General features: G+C 69.0%; 20 protein-coding genes, 1 tRNA gene and 2 pseudogenes. 12 read left to right on the top strand and 11 right to left on the bottom strand.

The features are described 5' to 3' along the window. Positions 1–28: 28 nt before the first annotated feature. The 9 genes from IE145_RS04420 to rpmH form a co-directional block, all read right to left on the bottom strand. On the bottom strand, positions 29–646 hold the full coding sequence (locus IE145_RS04420; RefSeq protein WP_189518971.1) for a GNAT family N-acetyltransferase: 618 nt from the start codon (positions 644–646) through the stop codon (positions 29–31). A 304-nt stretch (positions 647–950) separates the two neighbouring features. Then, positions 951–2,042, bottom strand: coding sequence for a ParB/RepB/Spo0J family partition protein (locus IE145_RS04425; protein ID WP_189518973.1), 1,092 nt, complete (start codon positions 2,040–2,042; stop codon positions 951–953). Next, on the bottom strand, positions 2,039–3,115 hold the full coding sequence (locus IE145_RS04430) for a ParA family protein (protein WP_189519283.1): 1,077 nt from the start codon (positions 3,113–3,115) through the stop codon (positions 2,039–2,041). Before IE145_RS04430 ends, IE145_RS04425 begins: the two co-directional genes overlap by 4 nt. 256 nt (positions 3,116–3,371) lie before the next feature. Beyond that, complete coding sequence (gene rsmG / locus IE145_RS04435) at positions 3,372–4,088, bottom strand: 16S rRNA (guanine(527)-N(7))-methyltransferase RsmG (RefSeq protein WP_010071393.1); 717 nt, start codon at positions 4,086–4,088, stop codon at positions 3,372–3,374. Between the two features lie 109 nt (positions 4,089–4,197). After that, positions 4,198–4,713 carry a Jag family protein gene (locus IE145_RS04440; RefSeq protein ID WP_069735702.1) on the bottom strand — a complete coding sequence of 172 codons (516 nt, stop codon included), beginning with the start codon at positions 4,711–4,713 and terminating at the stop codon, positions 4,198–4,200. A 14-nt stretch (positions 4,714–4,727) separates the two neighbouring features. Next, positions 4,728–5,990, bottom strand: coding sequence for a membrane protein insertase YidC (gene yidC / locus IE145_RS04445; protein ID WP_189518975.1), 1,263 nt, complete (start codon positions 5,988–5,990; stop codon positions 4,728–4,730). A 3-nt stretch (positions 5,991–5,993) separates the two neighbouring features. Then, entirely contained in the window at positions 5,994–6,353 is a 360-nt protein-coding gene (yidD, locus tag IE145_RS04450) for a membrane protein insertion efficiency factor YidD (protein WP_079134237.1), read from the bottom strand. After that, complete coding sequence (gene rnpA / locus IE145_RS04455; protein WP_073875176.1) at positions 6,350–6,721, bottom strand: ribonuclease P protein component; 372 nt, start codon at positions 6,719–6,721, stop codon at positions 6,350–6,352. The genes yidD and rnpA overlap by 4 nt, the downstream gene beginning before the upstream one ends. A gap of 19 nt (positions 6,722–6,740) precedes the next feature. After that, entirely contained in the window at positions 6,741–6,878 is a 138-nt protein-coding gene (gene rpmH / locus IE145_RS04460; RefSeq protein ID WP_003967884.1) for a 50S ribosomal protein L34, read from the bottom strand. Between the two features lie 381 nt (positions 6,879–7,259). On the opposite strand from rpmH, the pseudogene dnaA (IE145_RS34130) reads away from it, so the two are divergent. The 10 genes and pseudogenes from dnaA (IE145_RS34130) to IE145_RS04505 form a co-directional block, all read left to right on the top strand. Continuing rightward, a pseudogene (gene dnaA, locus IE145_RS34130) lies at positions 7,260–7,805 on the top strand (chromosomal replication initiator protein DnaA); the annotation flags it as partial. A gap of 129 nt (positions 7,806–7,934) precedes the next feature. Continuing rightward, a pseudogene (gene dnaA, locus IE145_RS04465) lies at positions 7,935–9,188 on the top strand (chromosomal replication initiator protein DnaA); the annotation flags it as partial. Between the two features lie 1,001 nt (positions 9,189–10,189). Further along, on the top strand, positions 10,190–11,320 hold the full coding sequence (dnaN, locus tag IE145_RS04470) for a DNA polymerase III subunit beta (protein WP_032764581.1): 1,131 nt from the start codon (positions 10,190–10,192) through the stop codon (positions 11,318–11,320). 160 nt (positions 11,321–11,480) lie between these two features. Further along, entirely contained in the window at positions 11,481–12,365 is an 885-nt protein-coding gene (gene gnd / locus IE145_RS04475) for a phosphogluconate dehydrogenase (NAD(+)-dependent, decarboxylating) (protein WP_189518979.1), read from the top strand. 66 nt (positions 12,366–12,431) lie between these two features. Continuing rightward, positions 12,432–13,562, top strand: coding sequence for a DNA replication/repair protein RecF (gene recF / locus IE145_RS04480; protein WP_189518981.1), 1,131 nt, complete (start codon positions 12,432–12,434; stop codon positions 13,560–13,562). A 77-nt stretch (positions 13,563–13,639) separates the two neighbouring features. Further along, positions 13,640–14,143, top strand: coding sequence for a DciA family protein (locus tag IE145_RS04485; RefSeq protein WP_189519285.1), 504 nt, complete (start codon positions 13,640–13,642; stop codon positions 14,141–14,143). A 399-nt stretch (positions 14,144–14,542) separates the two neighbouring features. Continuing rightward, positions 14,543–16,624, top strand: coding sequence for a DNA topoisomerase (ATP-hydrolyzing) subunit B (gene gyrB / locus IE145_RS04490; RefSeq protein WP_189518983.1), 2,082 nt, complete (start codon positions 14,543–14,545; stop codon positions 16,622–16,624). A gap of 47 nt (positions 16,625–16,671) precedes the next feature. Then, entirely contained in the window at positions 16,672–19,314 is a 2,643-nt protein-coding gene (gene gyrA / locus IE145_RS04495; RefSeq protein WP_189518985.1) for a DNA gyrase subunit A, read from the top strand. Positions 19,315–19,408: 94 nt separating this feature from the next. Further along, on the top strand, positions 19,409–20,029 hold the full coding sequence (locus IE145_RS04500) for a DUF3566 domain-containing protein (RefSeq protein ID WP_189518987.1): 621 nt from the start codon (positions 19,409–19,411) through the stop codon (positions 20,027–20,029). Between the two features lie 78 nt (positions 20,030–20,107). After that, positions 20,108–20,184 (top strand) — tRNA-Ile (locus IE145_RS04505). A gap of 51 nt (positions 20,185–20,235) precedes the next feature. Here IE145_RS04505 and IE145_RS04510 read toward each other — a convergent pair. Both IE145_RS04510 and IE145_RS04515 read right to left on the bottom strand, forming a co-directional pair. Further along, positions 20,236–20,934 (bottom strand): hypothetical protein, encoded by a 699-nt coding sequence (locus IE145_RS04510; RefSeq protein WP_189518989.1) that lies wholly within the window; start codon positions 20,932–20,934, stop codon positions 20,236–20,238. A 143-nt stretch (positions 20,935–21,077) separates the two neighbouring features. Further along, complete coding sequence (locus tag IE145_RS04515) at positions 21,078–21,455, bottom strand: DUF6344 domain-containing protein (protein WP_189518991.1); 378 nt, start codon at positions 21,453–21,455, stop codon at positions 21,078–21,080. Positions 21,456–21,746: 291 nt separating this feature from the next. On the opposite strand from IE145_RS04515, the gene IE145_RS33300 reads away from it, so the two are divergent. Beyond that, positions 21,747–21,881, top strand: a complete 135-nt coding sequence (locus IE145_RS33300; protein ID WP_003958712.1) for a DLW-39 family protein — start codon at positions 21,747–21,749, stop codon at positions 21,879–21,881. Between the two features lie 352 nt (positions 21,882–22,233). Continuing rightward, positions 22,234–22,380: a hypothetical protein gene (locus IE145_RS04525; protein ID WP_189518993.1), complete on the top strand. Its 147-nt coding sequence runs from the start codon at positions 22,234–22,236 to the stop codon at positions 22,378–22,380. The last annotated feature ends 62 nt before the right edge of the window (positions 22,381–22,442 follow it).

The following is a 22,442-nucleotide window of genomic DNA, read 5'->3' on the forward strand; positions in this document are numbered from 1 at the left end:
TTCGCATAGCAACAGGAGGCGCGGCAACTCACAGCGGCCGCAACACCGGCTCCTTCTGAACCGCTCCCAGAAGCCGGTCGAGCGCCATCTCCACGTCTTCCTTCCAGGAGAGCGTCGTCCGCAGCTCCAGCCTCAGCCGTGGGTGCACGGGATGCGGCCGCACGGTCTTGAAGCCGACGGCCAGCAGATGATCCGCAGGAAGGACGCACGTTCCCCGCTCCGACCGTGCGTCTCCGAACGCCTCGATCGCCTTGAAGCCCCGGCGCAGAACGTCCTTGGCCACCGTCTGAACCATGACACGGCCGAGCCCCTGGCCCTGGTACTCGGGAACGATCAGGCCGGTGATGAGCTGCACGGCATCGGGGGAGACCGGGTTGGTCGGGAACGCCGTCGAACGGGGCACGTACGCGGGCGGGGCGTAGAGCACAAACCCGGCCGGCACGTCGTCCACATAGACCACCCGGCCGCAGGACCCCCACTCCAGGAGAACCGCGGAAATCCAGGCTTCCTTCTCCAGCTCCGGCTTGCCCGCCTTTACCGCGGCTTCCCCACTGACCGGGTCAAGCTCCCAGAAGACGCACGAGCGGCAACGCTCGGGGAGATCCGGAAGGTTGTCCAGGGTGAGTGGTACGAGCCGACGCCCCATGACGGCGATTCCTCACTTCCTTCGCCCGCCGCACCCCGTGCGGCCGCCAGCGCGCTCCGTTCGTGGAACAGGCTGCCGACGAATCCCCCGACGGCACCCAGGCCGAGACCGACTGTGACGAGCCGACTGCGGCTCACTCTTCGCAAGGCCTCCGCCCTCCTCTGAGATCGATCACGGTGGATGGGCCGTCCCAGAACGCATCGTATCCACCCAGAGGTGATGCGGATACCGAGAGAGGGCAAAGGGCGGGCCGTGTTCCGGTATGCACCGGCACACGGCCCGCCCTTCGAGGAACCCCTGAGGCTCAGCCCTCGGCGTCCTCCTCGGACGCCTCGGCGAGTCGGCGCTCCAGCACCCGGCCCTCGCCGGGAGCGAGGCTGCCGAGAATGCGGTCCAGGTCCTCCATCGAGGCGAACTCCACGACGATCTTGCCCTTCTTCTGCCCCAGGTCGACCTTCACCCGGGTCTCGAAGCGGTCGGACAGACGTGTTGCCAGGTCGGTCAGGGCGGGGGACAGACGCCCGCCGGCCCTCGGTCCCTTGGACTTCGGGGAGCTCGTGGGCCGCGAGCCCATCAGCGTCACGATCTCCTCGACCGCCCGCACCGACAGCCCCTCGGCCACGATCCGGTGGGCCAGCCGGTCCTGCTCCTCGGAATCGTCCACGGACAGCAGGGCCCTGGCATGACCGGCGGAGAGAACCCCTGCGGCAACCCGGCGCTGCACCGGCGGGGAGAGCCGCAGGAGCCTCAGCGTGTTCGACACCTGCGGACGGGAGCGGCCGATCCGGTCGGCCAGCTGGTCATGGGTGCACTGGAAGTCCTTGAGCAGCTGGTCATACGCAGCGGCCTCCTCCAGCGGATTCAGCTGAGCCCGGTGAAGGTTCTCCAGCAGCGCGTCCAGCAGCAGCTTCTCGTCGTCCGTGGCGCGGACGATCGTGGGAATCCGCTCCAGGCCCGCTTCACGGCAAGCCCTCCACCGACGCTCACCCATGATGAGCTCATAGTTGTCCGCGCCCACTTTGCGGACGACGACCGGCTGGAGAAGGCCGACCTCCTTGATGGAGACGACCAGCTCGGCCAGCGCGTCCTCGTCGAAGACCTCACGGGGCTGACGCGGGTTCGGGGTGATCGCCCCGATCGGCAGCTCGGCGAAGTACGCACCGGACGTCCCGACACCCTGCTCGGACCGGTCCTCCGGGGCCGACGCCGGCTCCGGCACCACCGGAGAGGACGGCAGCGCGGTCACCTTCGCGGCGGCCACCCCGCGTTCCGCCGTCAGCACCGGGCCCGTGCCGGACGCCGCGCCGTTTCCGGGCGTCTGCACCTGCTTCTCCTGAGGAGCGGCGGGGATCAGCGCACCGAGCCCACGCCCCAGTCCTCTACGACGCTCACTCACTGAAGGCCCTCCGCAACGTGTTGCTGGTTGTTCTGACTGCTCGTGTGGGCGTGCTGAGCCTCGTAGTGCACGCCGACGCCCCGCAGGGCGATCTCCCGCGCGGCTTCGAGGTACGAGAGAGAGCCGCTGGATCCCGGGTCGTAGGTCAGCACGGTCTGCCCGTAGCTCGGCGCCTCCGAGATACGCACCGACCGCGGGATGCTCGTCCGCAGCACCTCTTTACCGAAGTGGGTACGCACCTCCTCGGCGACCTGGGAGGCGAGCCGCGTCCGGCCGTCGTACATCGTCAGCAGGATCGTCGAGACATGCAGCTCCGGGTTGAGATGGCCCCGCACCAGATCGACGTTGCGCAGGAGCTGTCCCAGCCCTTCCAGCGCGTAGTACTCGCACTGGATGGGAATCAGCACCTCGGCACCGGCCACCAGGGCGTTCACCGTCAGCAGTCCCAGGGAGGGCGGGCAGTCGATGAGGATGTAGTCCAGCGGCTGCTCGTACGCCTGGATCGCCCGCTGAAGGCGGCTCTCCCGTGCCACCAGCGAGACCAGCTCGATCTCCGCACCGGCGAGATCGATGGTCGCGGGGGCACAGAAGAGACCCTCGACGTCCGGCACGGGCTGGACCACCTCGGAGAGGGGGCGGCTGTCCACCAGAACGTCGTAGATCGAGGGGACATCGGCGTGGTGATCGATGCCCAGAGCCGTGGAGGCGTTGCCCTGCGGGTCGAGATCGACCACCAGAACGCGCGCCCCGTGCAGGGCGAGAGAAGCCGCAAGGTTGACCGTCGTGGTCGTCTTGCCGACCCCGCCCTTCTGGTTGGCCACGACCATGACGCGGGTGCGGTCAGGACGGGGCAGCCCTTCGCCGGCGCGGCCAAGGGCCTCGACCGCCAGCTGAGCGGCATGGCCGATGGGTGTGTCGTCCATCGGCGGCGGTGTTTCACGTGAAACACCCTCACCCACGGACTCGGTTCGGGGACCGGGGACCGGTTCGGTCATCGGTCCCGCGATGTTGGCGTCGGACCGCAAGGATTCACTCTCCTCGACTTCAGGCTCGCAATGAACAGAGCCTGCCATGCTTTCGGGGTCGTGAACCAGCGAGGCCCGCTGTTCTGTGGATGAATCCGTGCGTGTGGACAACTCGGCCACCCGTCCGGGCTTGCGGTCGCGCGGCGTGGCAGCCGCACGACCGCGGCTGATGATTCCCTGCAGCAGAGAGCGACGTTTCACGTGAAACACGATGCCCCTGCGGAGCAACTACCAGGCCACGACACTCCGCACGCCGACCGTCCGGAGCGCTCGACCGGATGGCGACGCCGCTTCGCGGCCCGTCTCAGCGACGTCGGCGGGTGCGCCCTGTGCGAGCGGCCTTGGCCCTCTTTGCGGCGAACCTCACACCGCCCGGGCTCTCGCCCACCACGACACGGACCACCGTGGAGAGCGGATCGACCACACCCTCACCGACGTGAAGCACCTCGGTCTCCACAACACCCAGCTTGCTGAGCGCGGCCCTGGCGCCGGCGATCTCCTCCTCCGCGGTGTCGCCCTTGAGCGCGAGCATCTCCCCGTACGGCTTCAGCAGGGGAACGCCCCAGCCCGCCAGCCGGTCCAGCGGCGCCACCGCACGGGCGGTCACCACCTGAACGGGCTGCAGCGTCCCGAGAACCTCTTCGGCCCGGCCGCGCACGACCGTCACATGGTCCAGGCCGAGCAGCTCGACGACCTCCTGGAGGAAGTTCGTCCGCCGGAGCAGCGGCTCCAGCAGGGTGATCTTGAGGTCGGGTCGCACCAGGGCCAGCGGGATGCCGGGCAGGCCCGCGCCCGAGCCCACATCGCAGACGGTGACGCCCTCGGGCACGACCTCGGAGAGCACCGCACAGTTCAGCAGGTGCCGCTCCCACAGCCGGGGGACCTCACGCGGGCCGATCAGACCGCGCTTGACCCCGGCATCCGCCAGAAGCTCCGCGTACCGGACAGCCTCCGGGAAGAGCTCTCCGAACACCTCCCGCGCCTCCGCAGGTGCCTGGGGGAGCTCTGCTGCCTCCGTCACGGGGACCGTCCTTCCATACCGCACTAGCGCACTGTGGGTGGCTGACTATCAGGCTGACAAAGATCGGCCCCGCCTGCGTACAGACGGGGCCGACAGTACAAGGATCCGGTCAGGCCGGGAGAACGACGACGAAGCGCTGCGGCTCCTCGCCCTCCGACTCGCTCCGCAGACCGGCCGCGGCGATCGCGTCGTGCACGACCTTGCGCTCGAACGGTGTCATCGGGTCCAGCTTCACGGGCTCGCCCGTGCTCTTGACCTCGTTCGCGGCCTTGGCACCCAGTTCCGCGAGGACCGCGCGCTTCTTGGCCCGGAAGCCGCCGATGTCCAGCATCAGACGGCTGCGGTCACCGGTCTCCCGGTGCACGGCCAGCCGCGTCAGCTCCTGGAGCGCCTCCAGGACCTCACCGTCGCGGCCCACGAGCTTCTGGAGGTCGCGTGCCGATTCGCTGATGATCGACACCGCGGCCCGGTCCGCCTCGACGTCCATGTCGATGTCGCCGTCGAGGTCGGCGATGTCGAGCAGTCCCTCAAGGTAGTCGGCCGCGATCTCGCCCTCCTGCTCCAGGCGCGTCAGGGTGTCGCTGCCCGCCTCAGCGGGGGCCGTGGAGGTGGTGCCTTCCGTCACGGATGGACTCCTTCTTACTTCTTGGACGGGTGCTTGGGCCGCTGCGGACCCTTGCGCTGTCCGGACTTGGCTTGGCGTGAGGAGCCGGAGGCGGACTTGCCCGCCGACTTCGGCTTGCTGTCCTGCGGTGCGTCCTTCTCGAGCGAGGTCTTGGAACCGGCGGCCTCGGGCTCCGTGGCCTTGGCTCCCGCCGTCGCGTGACCGGTCGTCTGACGCTTCGCCTTGGTCTGGCGCTTGGGCTGCTGGCGCCTGTGCGCCTGGCCGCCCTCGGCGTCGGCCGCGGCGGTCTCGCTCTTCGCCACCGTGCCGTCCTCCTGGGCCGCGAGACCCAGCTTGCCGAGACCGGTGATGAACTTGCGCTCGATGTCGTTGCGGTCGGAGCCCTTGGCGACGATCGCCTTGACCATCTTGCGCCGGGTACGGCCACGCACCTCGCCGTGGGAGGTCACGCTCTTGAGCACCCGCTGAAGGTAGGCGTCCTGCGCCTTGCTGCCCGGCGTCGGGTTCTGGTTGATCACGTACATCTGCTGACCCATGGTCCAGACGTTGGTGGTCAGCCAGTAGACGAGGACACCGACGGGGAAGTTGATGCCCATCACGGCGAAGATGACCGGGAAGATGTACATCAGCATCTTCTGCTGCTGCATGTACGGGGTCTTCACCGTCAGGTCGACGTTCTTCGTCATCAGCTGGCGCTGGGTGAAGAACTGCGAGGCCGACATCAGCACGATCATGATCGCGGTGACGATCCGGACGTCGGTGAGGGACGCGTCGAGCGAGGTGACCTTCTCGACGCTGTCCGTGAACTTCGCGGCCAGCGGAGCGCCGAAGATGTGCGCCTGACGCGCACTGTCCAGCAGGTCCTGGTTGATCGCGCCGATCTTCTTGCCCGAGGCGATGGACGACAGCACGTGGTACAGGGCGAAGAAGAACGGGGACTGCGCCAGGATGGGAAGGCACGAGGAGAGCGGGTTGGTGCCCGTCTCCTTGTACAGCTTCATCATCTCTTCGGACTGACGCTGCTTGTCGTTCTTGTAGCGCTCCTGGATCGCCTTCATCTTCGGCTGGAGCACCTGCATATTGCGGGTCGACTTGATCTGCTTCACGAAGAGCGGGATCAGGCAGATCCGGATCAGCACCACCAGGGACACGATCGACAGGCCCCAGGCCCATCCGGAGTCATCGCCGAAGAGCGCTCCGTAGACCTTGTGGAACTGGACGATGATCCATGAGACAGGTGTGGTGATAAAGCTGAACAGACTGGCAATCGTGTCCACTAATCAGGCTCCTTGAGCATTGGGCGAGGTCTCTGCGGCCGGGCTCGGAGGTTCGGAGACCGACCCCCCGGACGGCACTTCAGCGGCGGACTCCCCGCCCTTTTCGCCGCGCAGGGCGTTGCGCAGCAGCTCGTGCCACCGCGGACGCTTACGAGGCGGAACATGATCCACACCACCGGGTGACCACGGGTTGCACCGCAGGATGCGCCAAGCGGTCAGCGCTGTTCCCTTGATGGCGCCGTGCCTGTCGATCGACGTATATCCATAGTGGGAACACGACGGGTAATAACGGCAGACAGGCCCGAGGAGTGGACTGATCGTCCACTGGTACAGCTTGATGAGAGCAAGCAGCGGGTACTTCATCGCGCGCCCCCTCCCAGCAGCCGCTGAAGAGCGGCATCCAGGTCTCGGGCCAGCTGTGCATGGTCGGCGTCGCCCGCACCGGGCAGCGCCCGTACGACAACAAGGCTACCGGGGGGCAGCTGAGCCAGCCGGTCCCGGACCAGGTGGCGAAGCCTCCGTTTCACCGCGGTGCGGACGACGGCTCCCCCCACGGCCTTGCTGACAACGAAACCCGCACGCGGCGGGGGAACAGTCTCCCCCGTCACGTGCGGGTCCGTTTCACCGCTGCGTAGATGGACGACGAGCAGCGGACGTCCGGCTCGACGTCCTCGTCGTACCGCGGTCGCGAAGTCCTCGCGCCGCCTCAGCCGATTCTCGGTAGGCAGCACGTCATGGACCTGTTAGCGATCAGGCGGACAGGCTGCTGCGGCCCTTGCCGCGGCGGTTCGCGAGGATCGCACGGCCGGCACGGGTACGCATGCGCAGACGGAAGCCGTGGGTCTTGGCGCGACGGCGGTTGTTCGGCTGGAAGGTGCGCTTGCTCACTCGGGGGCTCCAGAAATGATTCGTGTCTTGGCGGGACATCGCCTGGCTGTCACCGTGCGCCCACGAGGAACTCGCGTAAACGCCTTAGTGCACCGCTTCACAATCACAGATCGTGATCTTTGCCCATCGGAGGCAGGCGGCAGCAGCCATCGACAACTCGACCTGGTCACGGTACGCGCGGCTACGCCATCCGGTCAAACCAGCTCCGCGCGGCCCCCCATTGTGCACAGCCTGTGGACAACAACTTGAACCGCGCGGGTCGGCCTGACTACCGTGGCTGAACTCCGGTTCTTTTCCTTCCCGACTGCCGGGCCTCACCCCACCCGACCCATCCCGTCCCGAGAACCACACATTCGTGGGACATGCGAGAGAGCGTGCCTTGTGGCTGACGTACCTGCCGATCTTGCCGCAGTGTGGCCGCGAGTGCTGGAACAACTCCTCGGGGAGGGCCAGCAGGGCATCGAGCCGAAGGACAAGCAGTGGATCGAGCGCTGCCAGCCGCTGGCACTCGTCGCCGACACCGCACTGCTGGCCGTCCCCAACGAATGGGGCAAGCGCGTCCTGGAGGGCCGGCTCGCGCCGCTCATCAGCGAGTCGCTGACCCGGGAGTGCGGCCGCCCCATCCGGATCGCGATCACCGTCGACGACTCGGCGGGCGATTCCCCCGCTCCGCCGGCGCCTCCGATGCACCCGTCGCATCAGCCGCACGGGAGCCAGCAGGACCACCGCTACCCGGCGCAGCCGCGCGACGACGCTCCTCGGGGGGACGCGTACGACGGATACGGCCACCGGCCCTCCGACGACGGCATGCCGACGGCCCGTCCGGCCTACCCCGACTACCAGCAGCAACGCCCGGAGCCTGGCGCCTGGCCGCGTACCCAGGAGGATCTCTCCTGGCAGCAGCCGCGGCACAGCGGCTACCAGGACCGCGAGCAGCCGGCCGGTGAGCCGTACCGCGAGAGTGACGCGTACCGGGAGAGCGAGCAGTACCGGGAGCAGCCCGCCGAGCAGTACCGCGAGAGCGAGCAGTACCGGGACCAGTCCGCCGAGCAGTGGCGCGAGCCGTACGGCACCGGGCGTCCGCAGCAGCCGAGCCACGACTACCGGTCGCAGCCGCCCGAGCGCCAGGGGTACGAGCAGCAGCGCCCCGACCGCCAGGACCAGCAGCAGCCGCAGCACCGCCAGACCGGTCCGGGCCACGGCCCCGGGCGCACCGGCGGCTCGGTCCCCGGTCCGATGGGCGCTCAGCCGGCCCCCGCGCCGGGCCCCGGCGAACCGCATGCCCGGCTGAATCCGAAGTACCTCTTCGACACCTTCGTCATCGGGGCGTCCAACCGGTTCGCGCACGCCGCGGCCGTCGCCGTGGCCGAGGCGCCCGCGAAGGCGTACAACCCCCTGTTCATCTACGGGGAGTCGGGGCTCGGAAAGACCCACCTGCTGCACGCGATCGGGCACTACGCGCGGAGCCTCTACCCGGGGACCCGGGTGCGGTACGTGAGCTCGGAGGAGTTCACCAACGAGTTCATCAACTCGATCCGCGACGGGAAGGGCGACACCTTCCGCAAGCGCTACCGGGATGTGGACATCCTGCTGGTCGACGACATCCAGTTCCTGGCGAGCAAGGAGTCGACGCAGGAGGAGTTCTTCCACACCTTCAATACGCTGCACAACGCGAACAAGCAGATCGTGCTCTCCTCCGACCGGCCGCCCAAGCAACTGGTGACGCTGGAGGACCGGCTGCGCAACCGCTTCGAGTGGGGTCTGACGACCGATGTCCAGCCGCCCGAGCTGGAGACCCGGATCGCGATCCTCCGCAAGAAGGCGGTGCAGGAGCAGCTCAACGCCCCGCCGGAGGTACTGGAGTTCATCGCCTCGCGGATCTCGCGCAACATCCGTGAGCTGGAGGGCGCCCTGATCCGGGTGACCGCCTTCGCCTCGCTGAACCGGCAGCCGGTGGACCTCGGACTGACCGAGATCGTCCTCAAGGACCTGATCCCGGGCGGCGAGGAGTCGGCCCCGGAGATCACGGCGCCGGCCATCATGGCGGCCACCGCGGACTACTTCGGGCTCACCGTGGACGACCTCTGCGGATCCTCGCGCAGCCGGGTGCTGGTGACGGCACGCCAGATCGCCATGTATCTCTGCCGCGAGCTGACCGACCTCTCGCTGCCGAAGATCGGCGCGCAGTTCGGCGGCCGTGACCATACGACGGTGATGCACGCGGACCGGAAGATCCGGGCACTGATGGCGGAGCGCCGTTCCATCTACAACCAGGTCACCGAGCTGACCAACCGCATCAAGAACGGCTGACCCCGGCTCCCGCCCCGCGCCCCTCCCGCAAGCCCTCTCAAGCCCTCCTGCAGGCCCTCCTGCAGGCCCTCACCCGCTCGCAACCGGCTTGCCGGCCTCTCCTGAGGCCTTCGTCCGCTGCTTCTCCCGAAGCGTTTCTCCGAGGCGTCTGCCGCGGACCTCCCACGGTCCGCGGCAGACGCTTTTCGCGTTTCCGGAGCCCGCGACGAGCGCCCCGCCGCACCCCCGCTGTTCGAATACGGGCAGCTCAGAGGCCCTTCTCCACAGATGTGCGAACAATTTTCCGTCCACAGCCTGGGGACCGGGAAGTTGTCCATATTGCGTCCACAGGGCCCGCTGCCGATACTCCATCAGGCCAGGTCACGTGGTTGGGGATTTGTGGCCAACGATGATCCACAGCCTGTGGACAGAATCTTCGTCCACAAGGGGGTGTCGATGTTGTCCACCGGCAGCCCACAGGCTGGGCAGTGTTGTCCCCAGCTTTGCCCTGCTTCTCCACACCCCTGTCCACTGTTCGGCAACGCAACACTCGCTCTCACCGCCCGGAGTGAAAGGCGTCACACCAAGGGGCTGGGTTGGGCTGTGGGGAACAGGGGTAAAGCTGGGGACAGGTCTGGGGAGAAGTGGCCCCCTCCTGTGCATCGGGTGTGCAGAACTTCCGCCCATCCACAGAAGGCCCGGGTTGTCCACGGGTGCCACCCACAGGACCGGTGGACAAAAAACAGTCGCTGACCTGCGCAAACGACGTTATCCACGGTATCCACAAGGCCTACTACTACTACCACCCAGAGTTAGCCAGGAATCCGCTTCGAAGTGGGGCCTGTGTACAACTCGACCGTCGGCCGCCGCGAACCTCTTGGCCCGACTTGACCCCGAGCAGCAACGGCTGTCGGCGCCGTACGTCAGACTGGACCCCGGAGCCTCGGCCGTCCCGGCAGCGGGCTCCGGTCCAGACGACGAAGGCCAGCAGGGCGAGCGAGCAACAGCAGGAGGCGGTTCCGGTGAAGATCCGGGTGGAGCGCGATGTACTCGCGGAGGCGGTGGCCTGGGTGGCCCGCAGCCTCCCGGCCCGTCCGCCGGCGCCCGTTCTCGCGGGCCTTCTGCTGAAGGCCGAGGACGGAGCTCTCAGCTTCTCCAGCTTCGACTACGAGGTCTCCGCGCGGGTCTCCGTCGACGCGGAGATCGACGAGGACGGCACGGTGCTCGTCTCCGGCCGGCTGCTCGCCGACATCTGCCGCGCCCTCCCCAACCGCCCGGTGGAGATCTCCACCGACGGTGTGCGGGCCACGGTCGTCTGCGGCTCCTCCCGCTTCACCCTCCACACACTGCCTGTGGAGGAGTACCCCGCGCTGCCGCAGATGCCGACCGCCACGGGCACCGTCCCCGGTGAGGTCTTCGCCTCGGCCGCCGCCCAGGTCGCCATCGCCGCCGGCCGCGACGACACGCTGCCCGTGCTCACCGGTGTGCGGATCGAGATCGAGGGCGACACGGTCACCCTCGCCTCCACCGACCGCTACCGCTTCGCGGTCCGCGAGTTCCTGTGGAAGCCGGAGAACGCCGACGCCTCCGCGGTCGCCCTGGTGCCCGCCAAGACGCTCCTGGACACCGCCAAGGCGCTCACCAGCGGTGACACGGTCACCCTGGCGCTCTCCGGCTCCGGTGCGGGCGAGGGCCTGATCGGTTTCGAGGGCGCCGGGCGCCGCACGACGACGCGGCTGCTCGAAGGCGACCTGCCGAAGTACCGCACGCTGTTCCCGACCGAGTTCAACTCCGTCGCGGTGATCGAGACGGCCCCCTTCGTCGAGGCCGTCAAGCGCGTGGCCCTGGTCGCCGAGCGCAACACCCCCGTACGGCTCAGCTTCGAGCAGGGCGTCCTCATCCTGGAGGCCGGTTCCAGCGACGACGCACAGGCTGTGGAGCGGGTCGACGCGGTGCTGGAGGGCGACGACATCTCGATCGCCTTCAACCCGACGTTCCTGCTGGACGGGCTGAGCGCGATCGACTCCCCGGTCGCCCAGCTCTCGTTCACCACCTCCACCAAGCCCGCCCTGCTCAGCGGCCGCCCGGCCGTCGACGCCGAGGCGGACGACACGTACAAGTACCTGATCATGCCGGTGCGCCTCTCCGGCTGATCCCGCGTCCCCCGCCCGATCGGGGGACGTTTCCGCGGCAGTTTCCGGCGGGCCCGCTCGGCGCGGAGCGGGCCCGCCGCGCTGTCCCCCGCCGGGCGTAGGCTCGGTCATGGGTGCAAACGCCCCGACGCTTATCGCCACGACGCTTAAGGAATCTCTGATGGAGCTCGGTCTCGTCGGCCTCGGCAAGATGGGCGGCAACATGCGCGAGCGCATCCGCCGCGCAGGCCACACCGTCATCGGTTACGACCGCAACCCGGATGTCGCCGATGTCCACAGTCTCGAAGAGCTTGTGGGCAAGCTGAAGGGCCCGCGGGTCGTCTGGGTCATGGTCCCGGCCGGTGCCGCCACCCAGTCCACGATCGACGAGCTGGCCGAGCTGCTCTCGCCCGGCGACGTCGTCGTCGACGGCGGCAACTCGCGCTGGACCGACGACGAGAAGCACGGCGCCGAGCTGGGCCAGAAGGGCATCGGGTTCGTCGACTGCGGCGTCTCCGGTGGCGTCTGGGGCCTGGAGAACGGCTACGCGCTGATGTACGGCGGGACCGACGAGAACGTGGCGAAGGTCCAGCCGATCTTCGACGCGCTCAAGCCCGAGGGCGACTTCGGATCCGTGCACGCGGGCAAGATCGGCGCCGGCCACTTCGCGAAGATGGTCCACAACGGCATCGAGTACGCCATGATGCAGGCCTACGCCGAGGGCTGGGAGCTGCTGGAGAAGGTCGACTCCGTCACGGACGTGCGCGAGGTCTTCCGCTCCTGGCAGGAGGGCACGGTCATCCGTTCCTGGCTGCTCGACCTCGCGGTCAACGCGCTGGACGACGACGAGCACCTGGACAAGCTCCGGGGCTACGCCGCCGACTCGGGCGAGGGCCGCTGGACGGTGGAGGCCGCGATCGACAACGCGGTGCCGCTGCCCGCGATCACGGCGTCGCTGTTCGCGCGGTTCGCCTCGCGTCAGGACGACTCGCCGCAGATGAAGATGATCGCCGCGCTGCGCAACCAGTTCGGCGGCCACGCGGTCGAGTCCAAGTCCGAGCACTGATCGGCCCGCCGGCCACGCGCCGGCACACAACAACCTGCGAAGCACTGTCGGGAGAGGTCGGCCACCATGCACGTCACGCACCTCTCGCTGGCCGACTTCCGCTCGTACGCCCGGGTCGAGGTCCCTCTCGACCCGGGCGTCACCGCGTTCGTGGGGCCCAACGGGCAGGGCAAGACCAATCTCGTCGAGGCCGTCGGCTATCTCGCCACCCTCGGCAGCCACCGCGTCTCCTCGGACGCCCCGCTCGTGCGGATGGGCGCGGAGCGGGCGGTGATCCGGGCGGCGGTGACCCAGGGCGAGCGCTCGCAGCTGGTCGAGCTGGAGCTGAACCCGGGTCGCGCGAACCGGGCCCGTATCAACAGGTCCTCGCAGGTCAGACCCCGTGACGTGCTCGGCATCGTACGGACCGTGCTGTTCGCCCCGGAGGATCTGGCGCTGGTCAAGGGTGATCCCGGCGAGCGGCGGCGGTTCCTGGACGAGCTGGTCACCGCGCGCTCGCCCCGGATGGCCGGGGTCCGTTCCGACTACGAACGGGTGCTCAAGCAGCGCAACACCCTGCTGAAGTCCGCGGCGATGGCGCGACGGCACGGCGGCCGCTCGATGGATCTGTCCACCCTGGACGTCTGGGACCAGCACCTGGGCCGGGTGGGCGCCGAGCTGCTCGCGCAGCGCCTCGATCTGATCGCCACGCTCCAGCCGCTGGCCGACAAGGCGTACGGGGACGTGGCGCCGGGCGGTGGTCCGGTCGCGCTGGAGTACCGCAGCTCGGTCGGCGAGGACGTGGGTGCCGAGCGCACCCGCGACGAGCTGTACGAGCAGCTGATCGCGGCGCTCGCGGGGGTCCGGAAGCAGGAGATCGAGCGGGGCGTGACCCTGGTCGGTCCGCACCGCGACGATCTGCTGCTGGGCCTGCGCGGGATGCCGGCCAAGGGGTACGCGAGTCATGGCGAGTCGTGGAGTTACGCGCTGGCGCTGCGGCTCGCCAGTTACGAGCTGCTGCGCTCCGAGGGCAACGAGCCGGTGCTGGTGCTGGACGATGTCTTCGCCGAGCTGGACGCCCGCCGCCGGGAGCGGCTGGCGGAGCTGGTGGCCCCCGGCGAGCAGGTGCTGGTGACGGCCGCGGTGGCGGAGGACGTGCCGGGGGTGCTGGCGGGGACGCGGTACGCGGTGACCGCGGGCGAGGTGGAGCGCGTATGACCGGCCGGGACGAGCGGCCGGGCGAGGCGGGCGCGGCCGGCGGTACGCCGGAGGCCGGGGGCGCGAAGCCGCCGGAGGTGTCCGGGGTCGATCTGGCCCGGGTCGCGTTGCGGGCGGCGAAGGAGCAGGCCCGGGCGCGGGGTGCGGCGGCGCAGCAGAAGAAGCAGGCCCGGCGGGGCGGCGGGCTGCGTTCGGGGGCCCGGTCGGACGGCCGGGATCCGCAGGCGCTGGGCTCCGCGATCAGCCGGCTGATCACCGAGCGGGGCTGGGAGACGCCTGCGGCGGTCGGCGGGGTGATGGGCCGGTGGCCGCAGATCGTCGGCGACGATCTGGCGAAGCACTGCGTGCCCCTGCGGTACGACGACGATCCGGCCGCCCGGGTGCTGACGGTGAGCTGTGACTCGACGGCGTGGGCGACGCAGCTGCGGTTGCTGGCCCCGCAGCTGGTGGCCCGGCTGAACACGGATCTGGGGCAGGGCACCGTACGGATGATCAAGGTGGTCGGGCCGGGGGGCCCGGAGCGCCGGTACGGACCGTTGCGGGCCCCCGGCAGCAAGGGCCCGGGCGACACCTACGGCTGAGCCCTGGAGCGTTGGCCGCAGTGGTCGTGCCGCTTGGCCGATGGCAACCCTGAGCTGCACTTTCGGCGTAAAATTGTCGTGTCCCGGGCGAGCTTGTGGGTGGGTTCGGCGGGGTTCGCGCGACGGGAAACCGGGCGGTACGGCCGGAGCGTCCCTCACCGTAGCGGTGGGTTGACAGGCCGAAGCGCTCAAAGCCCTTCAGGGCCTCTTGGAGCCCCTTCCCGAATATGGGGAGTCGTCAGCCGCTCATTCAGGGCGGCACATGCGTACTCAGGTACCGGCAAACCCCCATTCATGTCAGCGCTACCGGTAGACTGGTGAGTAATCCCGCTGCCGAGGCGGGAGTCGTCGATACAAGCCGAACGACGCAGCCGCTCCCGCCTGTCCGGAGAACGGCCTGTGCTGTGCCAGAAAGGGCGCTTCGTGGCCGATTCCGGCAACCCCAACGAGAACATTCCGTCCACAGCCGCTGAAGCGGGAGCGGTCGCCGCCACCGTCGACGCCTCGTACGACGCCAGCGCGATCACCGTGCTGGAAGGGCTGGACGCGGTCCGCAAGCGACCTGGCATGTACATCGGCTCGACCGGTGAGCGCGGCCTGCACCACCTCGTGCAGGAGGTCGTCGACAACTCCGTCGACGAGGCGATGGCGGGTCACGCGGACACCATCGACGTCACGATCCTCCCCGACGGCGGGGTGCGCGTGATCGACAACGGCCGCGGTATCCCGGTCGACATCGTGCCGTCCGAAGGGAAGCCGGCCGTCGAGGTCGTGCTGACCGTGCTGCACGCGGGCGGCAAGTTCGGCGGTGGCGGCTACGCCGTCTCCGGCGGTCTGCACGGCGTCGGCGTCTCCGTCGTCAACGCCCTGTCCACCCGGGTCGCCGTCGAGGTCAAGCGTGACGGCTACCGCTGGACCCAGGACTACAAGCTCGGCGTCCCGACCGCTCCGCTGGCCAAGCAGGAGGCCACGGACGAAACCGGTACGACGGTCACCTTCTGGGCCGACGGGGACATCTTCGAGACCACCGAGTACAGCTTCGAGACCCTCTCGCGCCGCTTCCAGGAGATGGCGTTCCTCAACAAGGGCCTCACCCTGAAGCTGACCGACGAGCGTGAGTCGGCGAAGGCGACGGCGGGTGCGGACAGCGCCGAGGCGACCGAGGTCCCCGAGGAGGAGGCGACGCGGTCCGTCACGTACCACTACGAGAACGGCATCGTCGACTTCGTCAAGTACCTCAACTCCCGCAAGGGCGACGTCATTCACCAGTCGGTGATCGACATCGAGGCCGAGGACAAGGACCGGCTCCTGTCGGTCGAGATCGCCATGCAGTGGAACACGCAGTACACCGAGGGCGTCTACTCCTTCGCCAACGCGATCCACACGCACGAGGGCGGCACGCACGAGGAGGGCTTCCGCGCCGCGCTGACCTCGCTGGTCAACCGGTACGCGCGGGACAAGAAGCTGCTGCGCGACAAGGACGACAACCTCACCGGTGAGGACGTTCGCGAGGGTCTGACCGCGATCATCTCGGTGAAGCTGGGCGAGCCGCAGTTCGAGGGCCAGACCAAGACCAAGCTGGGCAACACGGAGGCCAAGACCTTCGTGCAGAAGGTCGTCCACGAGCAGCTGACGGACTGGTTCGACCGGAATCCCAACGAGGCCGCCGACATCATCCGCAAGGGCATCGCCGCCTCGACCGCCCGGGTGGCGGCCCGCAAGGCGCGTGACCTGACGCGGCGCAAGGGGCTCCTGGAGAGCGCCTCGCTGCCGGGCAAGCTCAGCGACTGCCAGTCGAACGACCCCACCAAGTGCGAGATCTTCATCGTCGAGGGTGACTCCGCCGGTGGTTCGGCGAAGTCCGGCCGCAACCCGATGTACCAGGCGATCCTGCCCATCCGGGGCAAGATCCTGAACGTCGAGAAGGCCCGGGTCGACAAGATCCTCCAGAACACCGAGGTCCAGGCGCTGATCTCGGCGTTTGGCACCGGGGTCCACGAGGACTTCGACATCGAGAAGCTCCGCTATCACAAGATCATCCTGATGGCGGACGCCGACGTCGACGGCCAGCACATCAACACCCTGCTGCTGACCTTCCTCTTCCGCTTCATGAAGCCGCTGGTGGAGGCCGGGCACGTCTACCTCTCGCGCCCGCCGCTCTACAAGATCAAGTGGGGCCGGGACGACTTCGAGTACGCGTACTCGGACCGGGAGCGCGACGCCCTGGTGGCGCTCGGCAAGCAGAACGGCAAGCGGATCAAGGAAGACTCGATCCAGCGCTTCAAGGGTCTCGGCGAGATGAACGCCGAGGAGCTGCGCGTCACCACCATGGACGTCGACCACCGGGTCCTCGGCCAGGTCACGCTGGACGACGCGGCGCAGGCCGACGACCTGTTCTCGGTGCTCATGGGTGAGGACGTCGAGGCGCGGCGCTCGTTCATCCAGCGCAACGCCAAGGACGTCCGCTTCCTCGACATCTGAGTCGGCCGCACCAGCCACGCCGCAGCTCGAAAGGACTTTGACCAGCAATGGCCGACGAGAACACCCCTGTGACACCCGAATCCGTGACGCCCGAGGAGGAGGGCACCATCCCCGGCGTGGGGATGCGTGTCGAGCCCGTCCAGCTCGAGACGGAGATGCAGCGCTCCTATCTCGACTACGCGATGTCCGTCATCGTCTCGCGTGCGCTGCCTGACGTACGGGACGGCCTCAAGCCCGTCCACCGCCGGGTGCTGTACGCGATGTACGACGGCGGGTACCGCCCCGAGAAGGGCTTCTACAAGTGCGCCCGCGTCGTCGGCGACGTCATGGGTACGTACCACCCGCACGGTGACTCCTCCATCTACGACGCCCTGGTGCGCCTCGCCCAGCCGTGGTCGATGCGGATGCCGCTGGTGGACTCCAACGGCAACTTCGGTTCCCCGGGCAACGACCCGGCCGCCGCCATGCGGTACACCGAGTGCAAGATGATGCCGCTGTCCATGGAGATGGTCCGGGACATCGACGAGGAGACCGTCGACTTCCAGGACAACTACGACGGCCGCAACCAGGAGCCGACGGTCCTGCCGGCGCGCTTCCCGAACCTGCTGGTCAACGGCTCCGCCGGGATCGCGGTCGGCATGGCGACCAACATTCCGCCGCACAACCTCCGTGAGGTCGCCGCCGGTGCCCAGTGGTACCTGGAGAACCCGGAGGCCTCGCACGAGGAGCTGCAGGACGCGCTGATCGAGCGCATCAAGGGCCCCGACTTCCCCACCGGCGCGCTGGTCGTGGGCCGCAAGGGCATCGAGGAGGCGTACCGCACCGGCCGTGGCTCGATCACGATGCGCGCGGTCGTCGCGGTCGAGGAGATCCAGGGCCGCCAGTGCCTGGTCGTCACGGAGCTGCCGTACCAGACCAACCCCGACAACCTCGCGCAGAAGATCGCCGACCTGGTCAAGGACGGCAAGGTCGGCGGCATCGCGGACGTCCGCGACGAGACCTCCTCGCGTACGGGGCAGCGCCTGGTCGTCGTCCTCAAGCGGGACGCGGTCGCCAAGGTCGTCCTGAACAACCTCTACAAGCACACCGACCTCCAGACGAACTTCGGCGCCAACATGCTGGCGCTCGTCGACGGTGTGCCGCGGACCCTCTCCATCGACGCGTTCATCCGCCACTGGGTGACGCACCAGATCGAGGTCATCGTCCGGCGGACGAAGTTCCGGCTGCGCAAGGCCGAGGAGCGGGCGCACATCCTGCGCGGCCTCCTCAAGGCCCTGAACGCCATCGACGAGGTCATCGCCCTCATCCGCCGCTCGAACACGGTGGAGATCGCGCGCGAGGGCCTGATGGGCCTGCTGGAGATCGACGAGCTCCAGGCCAACGCGATCCTGGAGATGCAGCTGCGCCGGCTGGCCGCACTGGAGCACCAGAAGATCACCGCCGAGCACGACGAGCTCCAGGCGAAGATCAACGAGTACAACGAGATCCTGGCCTCGCCGGCCAAGCAGCGCCAGATCGTCAGCGAGGAGCTGGCGGCGATCGTCGAGAAGTTCGGCGACGACCGGCGCTCCAAGCTCGTGCCCTTCGAAGGCGACATGTCCATCGAGGACCTGATCGCCGAGGAGGACATCGTCGTCACGATCTCCCGCAGCGGTTATGTGAAGCGCACGAAGACGGACGACTACCGCTCGCAGAAGCGCGGCGGCAAGGGCGTGCGCGGGACGAAGCTCAAGGAAGACGACATCGTCGACCACTTCTTCGTCTCGACGACCCACCACTGGCTGCTGTTCTTCACGAACAAGGGCCGGGTCTACCGGGCCAAGGCGTACGAGCTCCCGGACGCCGGCCGGGACGCGCGCGGCCAGCACGTCGCCAACCTGCTGGCCTTCCAGCCGGACGAGAAGATCGCCCAGATCCTCGCGATCCGCGACTACGAGGCCGTGCCCTACCTGATCCTGGCGACGAAGGGCGGTCTGGTGAAGAAGACCGCGCTCAAGGACTACGACTCCCCGCGCTCGGGCGGTGTCATCGCGATCAACCTGCGCGAGATGCCGGACGGCGGCGACGACGAGCTGATCGGCGCCGAGCTGGTCTCGGCCGAGGACGATCTGCTGCTCATCAGCAAGAAGGCCCAGTCGATCCGGTTCACCGCGACGGACGACGCGCTGCGCCCGATGGGCCGTGCCACCTCGGGTGTGAAGGGGATGAGTTTCCGCGAGGGCGACGAACTCCTCTCGATGAATGTCGTCCGGCCCGGTACGTTCGTGTTCACCGCTACCGACGGCGGGTACGCCAAGCGCACCCCCGTCGACGAGTACCGCGTCCAGGGCCGCGGCGGCCTCGGTATCAAGGCCGCCAAGATCGTGGAGGACCGCGGATCGCTCGTCGGTGCGCTGGTGGTCGAGGAGACCGACGAGATTCTCGCCATCACGCTCGGCGGTGGTGTGATTCGTACGCGAGTCAATGAAGTCAGGGAGACGGGCCGTGACACCATGGGCGTCCAACTGATCAATCTGGGCAAGCGTGACGCCGTCGTCGGCATCGCGCGCAACGCCGAGGCCGGCCGTGAGGCGGAAGAGGTCGACGGGACCGATGACGCCGAGGGCGAGACGGCCGAGGCCCACGCCGTAACCACGGCAGAGGGCACTGTCGAGGGCACGGAGCCCTCGACCGGGGAGCACGAGGAGTAAGAGCGTGAGTGGAGCCACGGGCGCCGGTTCGGCCGCTTCCGGAGCTGGAGCGAACGGTGCCCGTGGCCCTGCCACGGACTCCCAAGGGGGCACTGTGACGGACACACGAGGGCCTCAGCCCCAGTACGAGGGTTACGCGACCGGGCCCCTGCCCGGTGAGCGTGAGCCCGCACCGGGGCCGTCGGGGCCGTACCACCCGCCCCAGGCGTACCAGGCGCCCGGCGGCGGCACCCAGGGCGGCCGGCAGCGCCCCGGACAGGGCGACGGCACGCTGGGCGGTGCGCAGGGCGTGGGCGGCGCCCAGGCGACGCGCAAGCCGCGCACGGGGGCGCGGACGACGCCCCGTACCCGCAAGGCCCGTCTGCGGGTGGCCAAGGCCGACCCGTGGTCGGTGATGAAGGTCAGCTTCCTGCTGTCGATCGCGCTGGGCATCTGCACGGTGGTGGCGTCGGCGGTGCTGTGGATGGTCATGGACGCGATGGGCGTCTTCGAGACCGTCGGCGGCACGATCAGCGAGGCCACCGGCTCGAACGAGAGCAACGGCTTCGACCTGCAGTCGTTCCTGTCGCTGCCGCGCGTGCTCATCTTCACCTCGGTCATCGCCGTGATCGACGTGGTTCTGGCCACCGCGCTGGCGACGCTGGGCGCCTTCATCTACAACCTGTCGGCGGGCTTCGTGGGCGGCGTCGAGCTCACGCTGGCCGAGGACGAGTAGGGCCGCGGGTATCGATTTTGGGACTGGCCCCGACGTGCGCTAATCTTCAGAGGTCAGCGCGGAGCAGTACAGCGCGGCGGGGCTATAGCTCAGTTGGTTAGAGCGCATCCCTGATAAGGATGAGGCCACAGGTTCAAATCCTGTTAGCCCCACCAGACTGAAGGCCCCTCACCGGAGACGGTGGGGGGCCTTTCGCGTGGGCGGGATCAGCTCCGGGTGGTGGACTGGATCCGGATGAGGTAGCCGGGTTCGGGGCCGGTGAGCTCCAGCCATCTGGCGGCCGCGAACCAGAGGCTGGTGGGCTCGTCGGCGGCGGGGATCTGGAAGACGGCGTTCACCGGGCCCTTGCTCGCCGGGTTGAGACCGAACGACGGCCGGGGCTTCCCCTGGTCGTACCAGTACTCCTCGTAGGCGGCCGTGAGCTGGACGTCGTTCGGGGTCTGGCTGTAGGCGGTGTCGCCCACGTTCAGGGTGACCGTGTCCTCGGCGGTCCATCGGGCCTCGCCCTTGCCCACGTTGAGCACCTCCATGCGGGCCACGCAGAACTGCTTCCCGTCCTCGGGCGTCGGGGGCTCTGTCGGTGCGCTCAGGGAGTCGTGCGCCAGGACCTCGGGGTCCAGCGGTTCGCCGCAGGTGACGTCCTCGACGGTGATCTCGAACTCGTCGGGCCGTGTCCCGTCCGAGGAGTCGATGGTCAGCTCGAACGGCTCCCCGACGGCGGCCCGGCCCAGGATCTCCGCGCCCGGTGGGGCCCCCGCGTCCGGGTCGGTGGTCGTCGCCGCCGCGGGTACGGCGCTGCCGGGGCTCGGCGTCGTACCAGACGAGGTGGCCGCCGCGCAGGCGGTGACCATGAGGAGCGCGGAGGCGGCTCCGAGGGCCGCGAGGGTACTGCCACGAGAGCTCATCGGAGGGTCCTTTCGGCGGGGCGCCGGGTCCTTCCATGGTCGTCCGGCCCGGGAGGGACCGCTCGTCGGCCGCCGGGCACACGAAAAGGCCCCGGCCGGTGTGAACCGGACCAGGGGCCCCGGAGTGCGGTGGGCCGCCACGATCAGGGGGGCGGGGCCGGGGAGTCGCCTTCCGGGGCTGTGTGGTGGGAGCCGCTCAGGGCGGTCGTCCGTGCTGCCTGCGCGGGGTCGAGGGACAGGTGGCGGGTGGCCGGGGAGGAGCCGTGGGCCTCGGCTCGGATGCGCTGCTTCATCGTGGGCGGCAGGGCCCGGTCACGCGGAAGGGTCCATCGGACCGAGGGAGCGATCGGGGTTGCCGCGGTGGCACCCGTGTGCTCGTGGGTCGTGGTGCCCGGCTGCGCGGCGGCGTTCGTGGCGCCGGCGGTGCTCGCCGCGGCGGTGGCGAGGCCCAGCGACGCCAGGAGGGCGAAGAGCGCGGTGATGAAGGCGGTCCAGAGGTTCTTGGGCTTGAAGGTGCTCATGGCCCCTCGCTTTCGGACGGTCCGGTTGCTGACTTCTCCGATCATGTGGATCCCGGCCGCGATTCCGGGGAGCGACGCCCGCTCTGCGCCGATCTTCGGATTAACACCACTCGTATGGTGCAACCGGGCTGGACGGGCCCCCGTGGGCGGTCGGGAAGGGCTGCCGGGAGGCCGTTCCGGACGCCGTGGAGGGGGCGTCACAGGGGTCCGGGCAGGTCACCGATCGGTATCGGCCGGTGTGTATAGTCGGCGCCATAAGGCCCTTACGCCAAGGAAAGACGAGGTCGCGCGGTGAAGAAGCTTCTCCTGGTCGCACTGGCCGCCATCGGCGGGCTCCTCGTGTACCGCCAGATCCAGGCGGATCGCGCCGAGCAGGATCTGTGGACGGAGGCGACCGACTCCGTGCCCGCAGGTTCGGGTGTGTGAGACGGCACAGTCTGTTACGGGCCCCGGTCGCTGAGCGGCCGGGGCTTCGTGCTGTCCGGGGCCGGCGCCGACGCGTCGGCCCCTTTCGCTGGTGCGGGACCGTGACGCACCACTCGTGAGTTCACTAGAGCGAATCGCTACCTTGCTGAAGCAAATGAGCTGGTGGGGTTCGGACTTCATGGCTGAGGGCGCGCCAGGTGACGGCACGTCACCGGCGTCGTGCCGCGGTGGTGTGCCCCGGGGCCGGCGATCCGGACGGCGAGGGTCCGAATGTCATCCATCGGCTCGAACGCCGCTGGCCCTGGTCCGGGAGGCCGAGGGGAAGAACAGGGACAAGAGGGGTAATGCGGCTGTGGCCGGAGACAGCGGCGGTGCGGGCGGGGCAGGATGGACCGGCATCGCGACCGCTGCCGGGGCGGGCGCCCTGGTCGTCGCGGCCGGAGGGCTCCTGCTCGTCCGCCGTCGCGGCAGCCGTGGCCGCAGTGGCCGCCGCGGCTGAGCGGTCGGGGGCGCCGGGCAGCTGGGCGGCCGAGGGGTACCGGTGGGTGAGGACGACGAGGG

It is taken from the genome of Streptomyces sindenensis (assembly GCF_014649035.1).
Taxonomy (GTDB): domain Bacteria; phylum Actinomycetota; class Actinomycetes; order Streptomycetales; family Streptomycetaceae; genus Streptomyces; species Streptomyces sindenensis.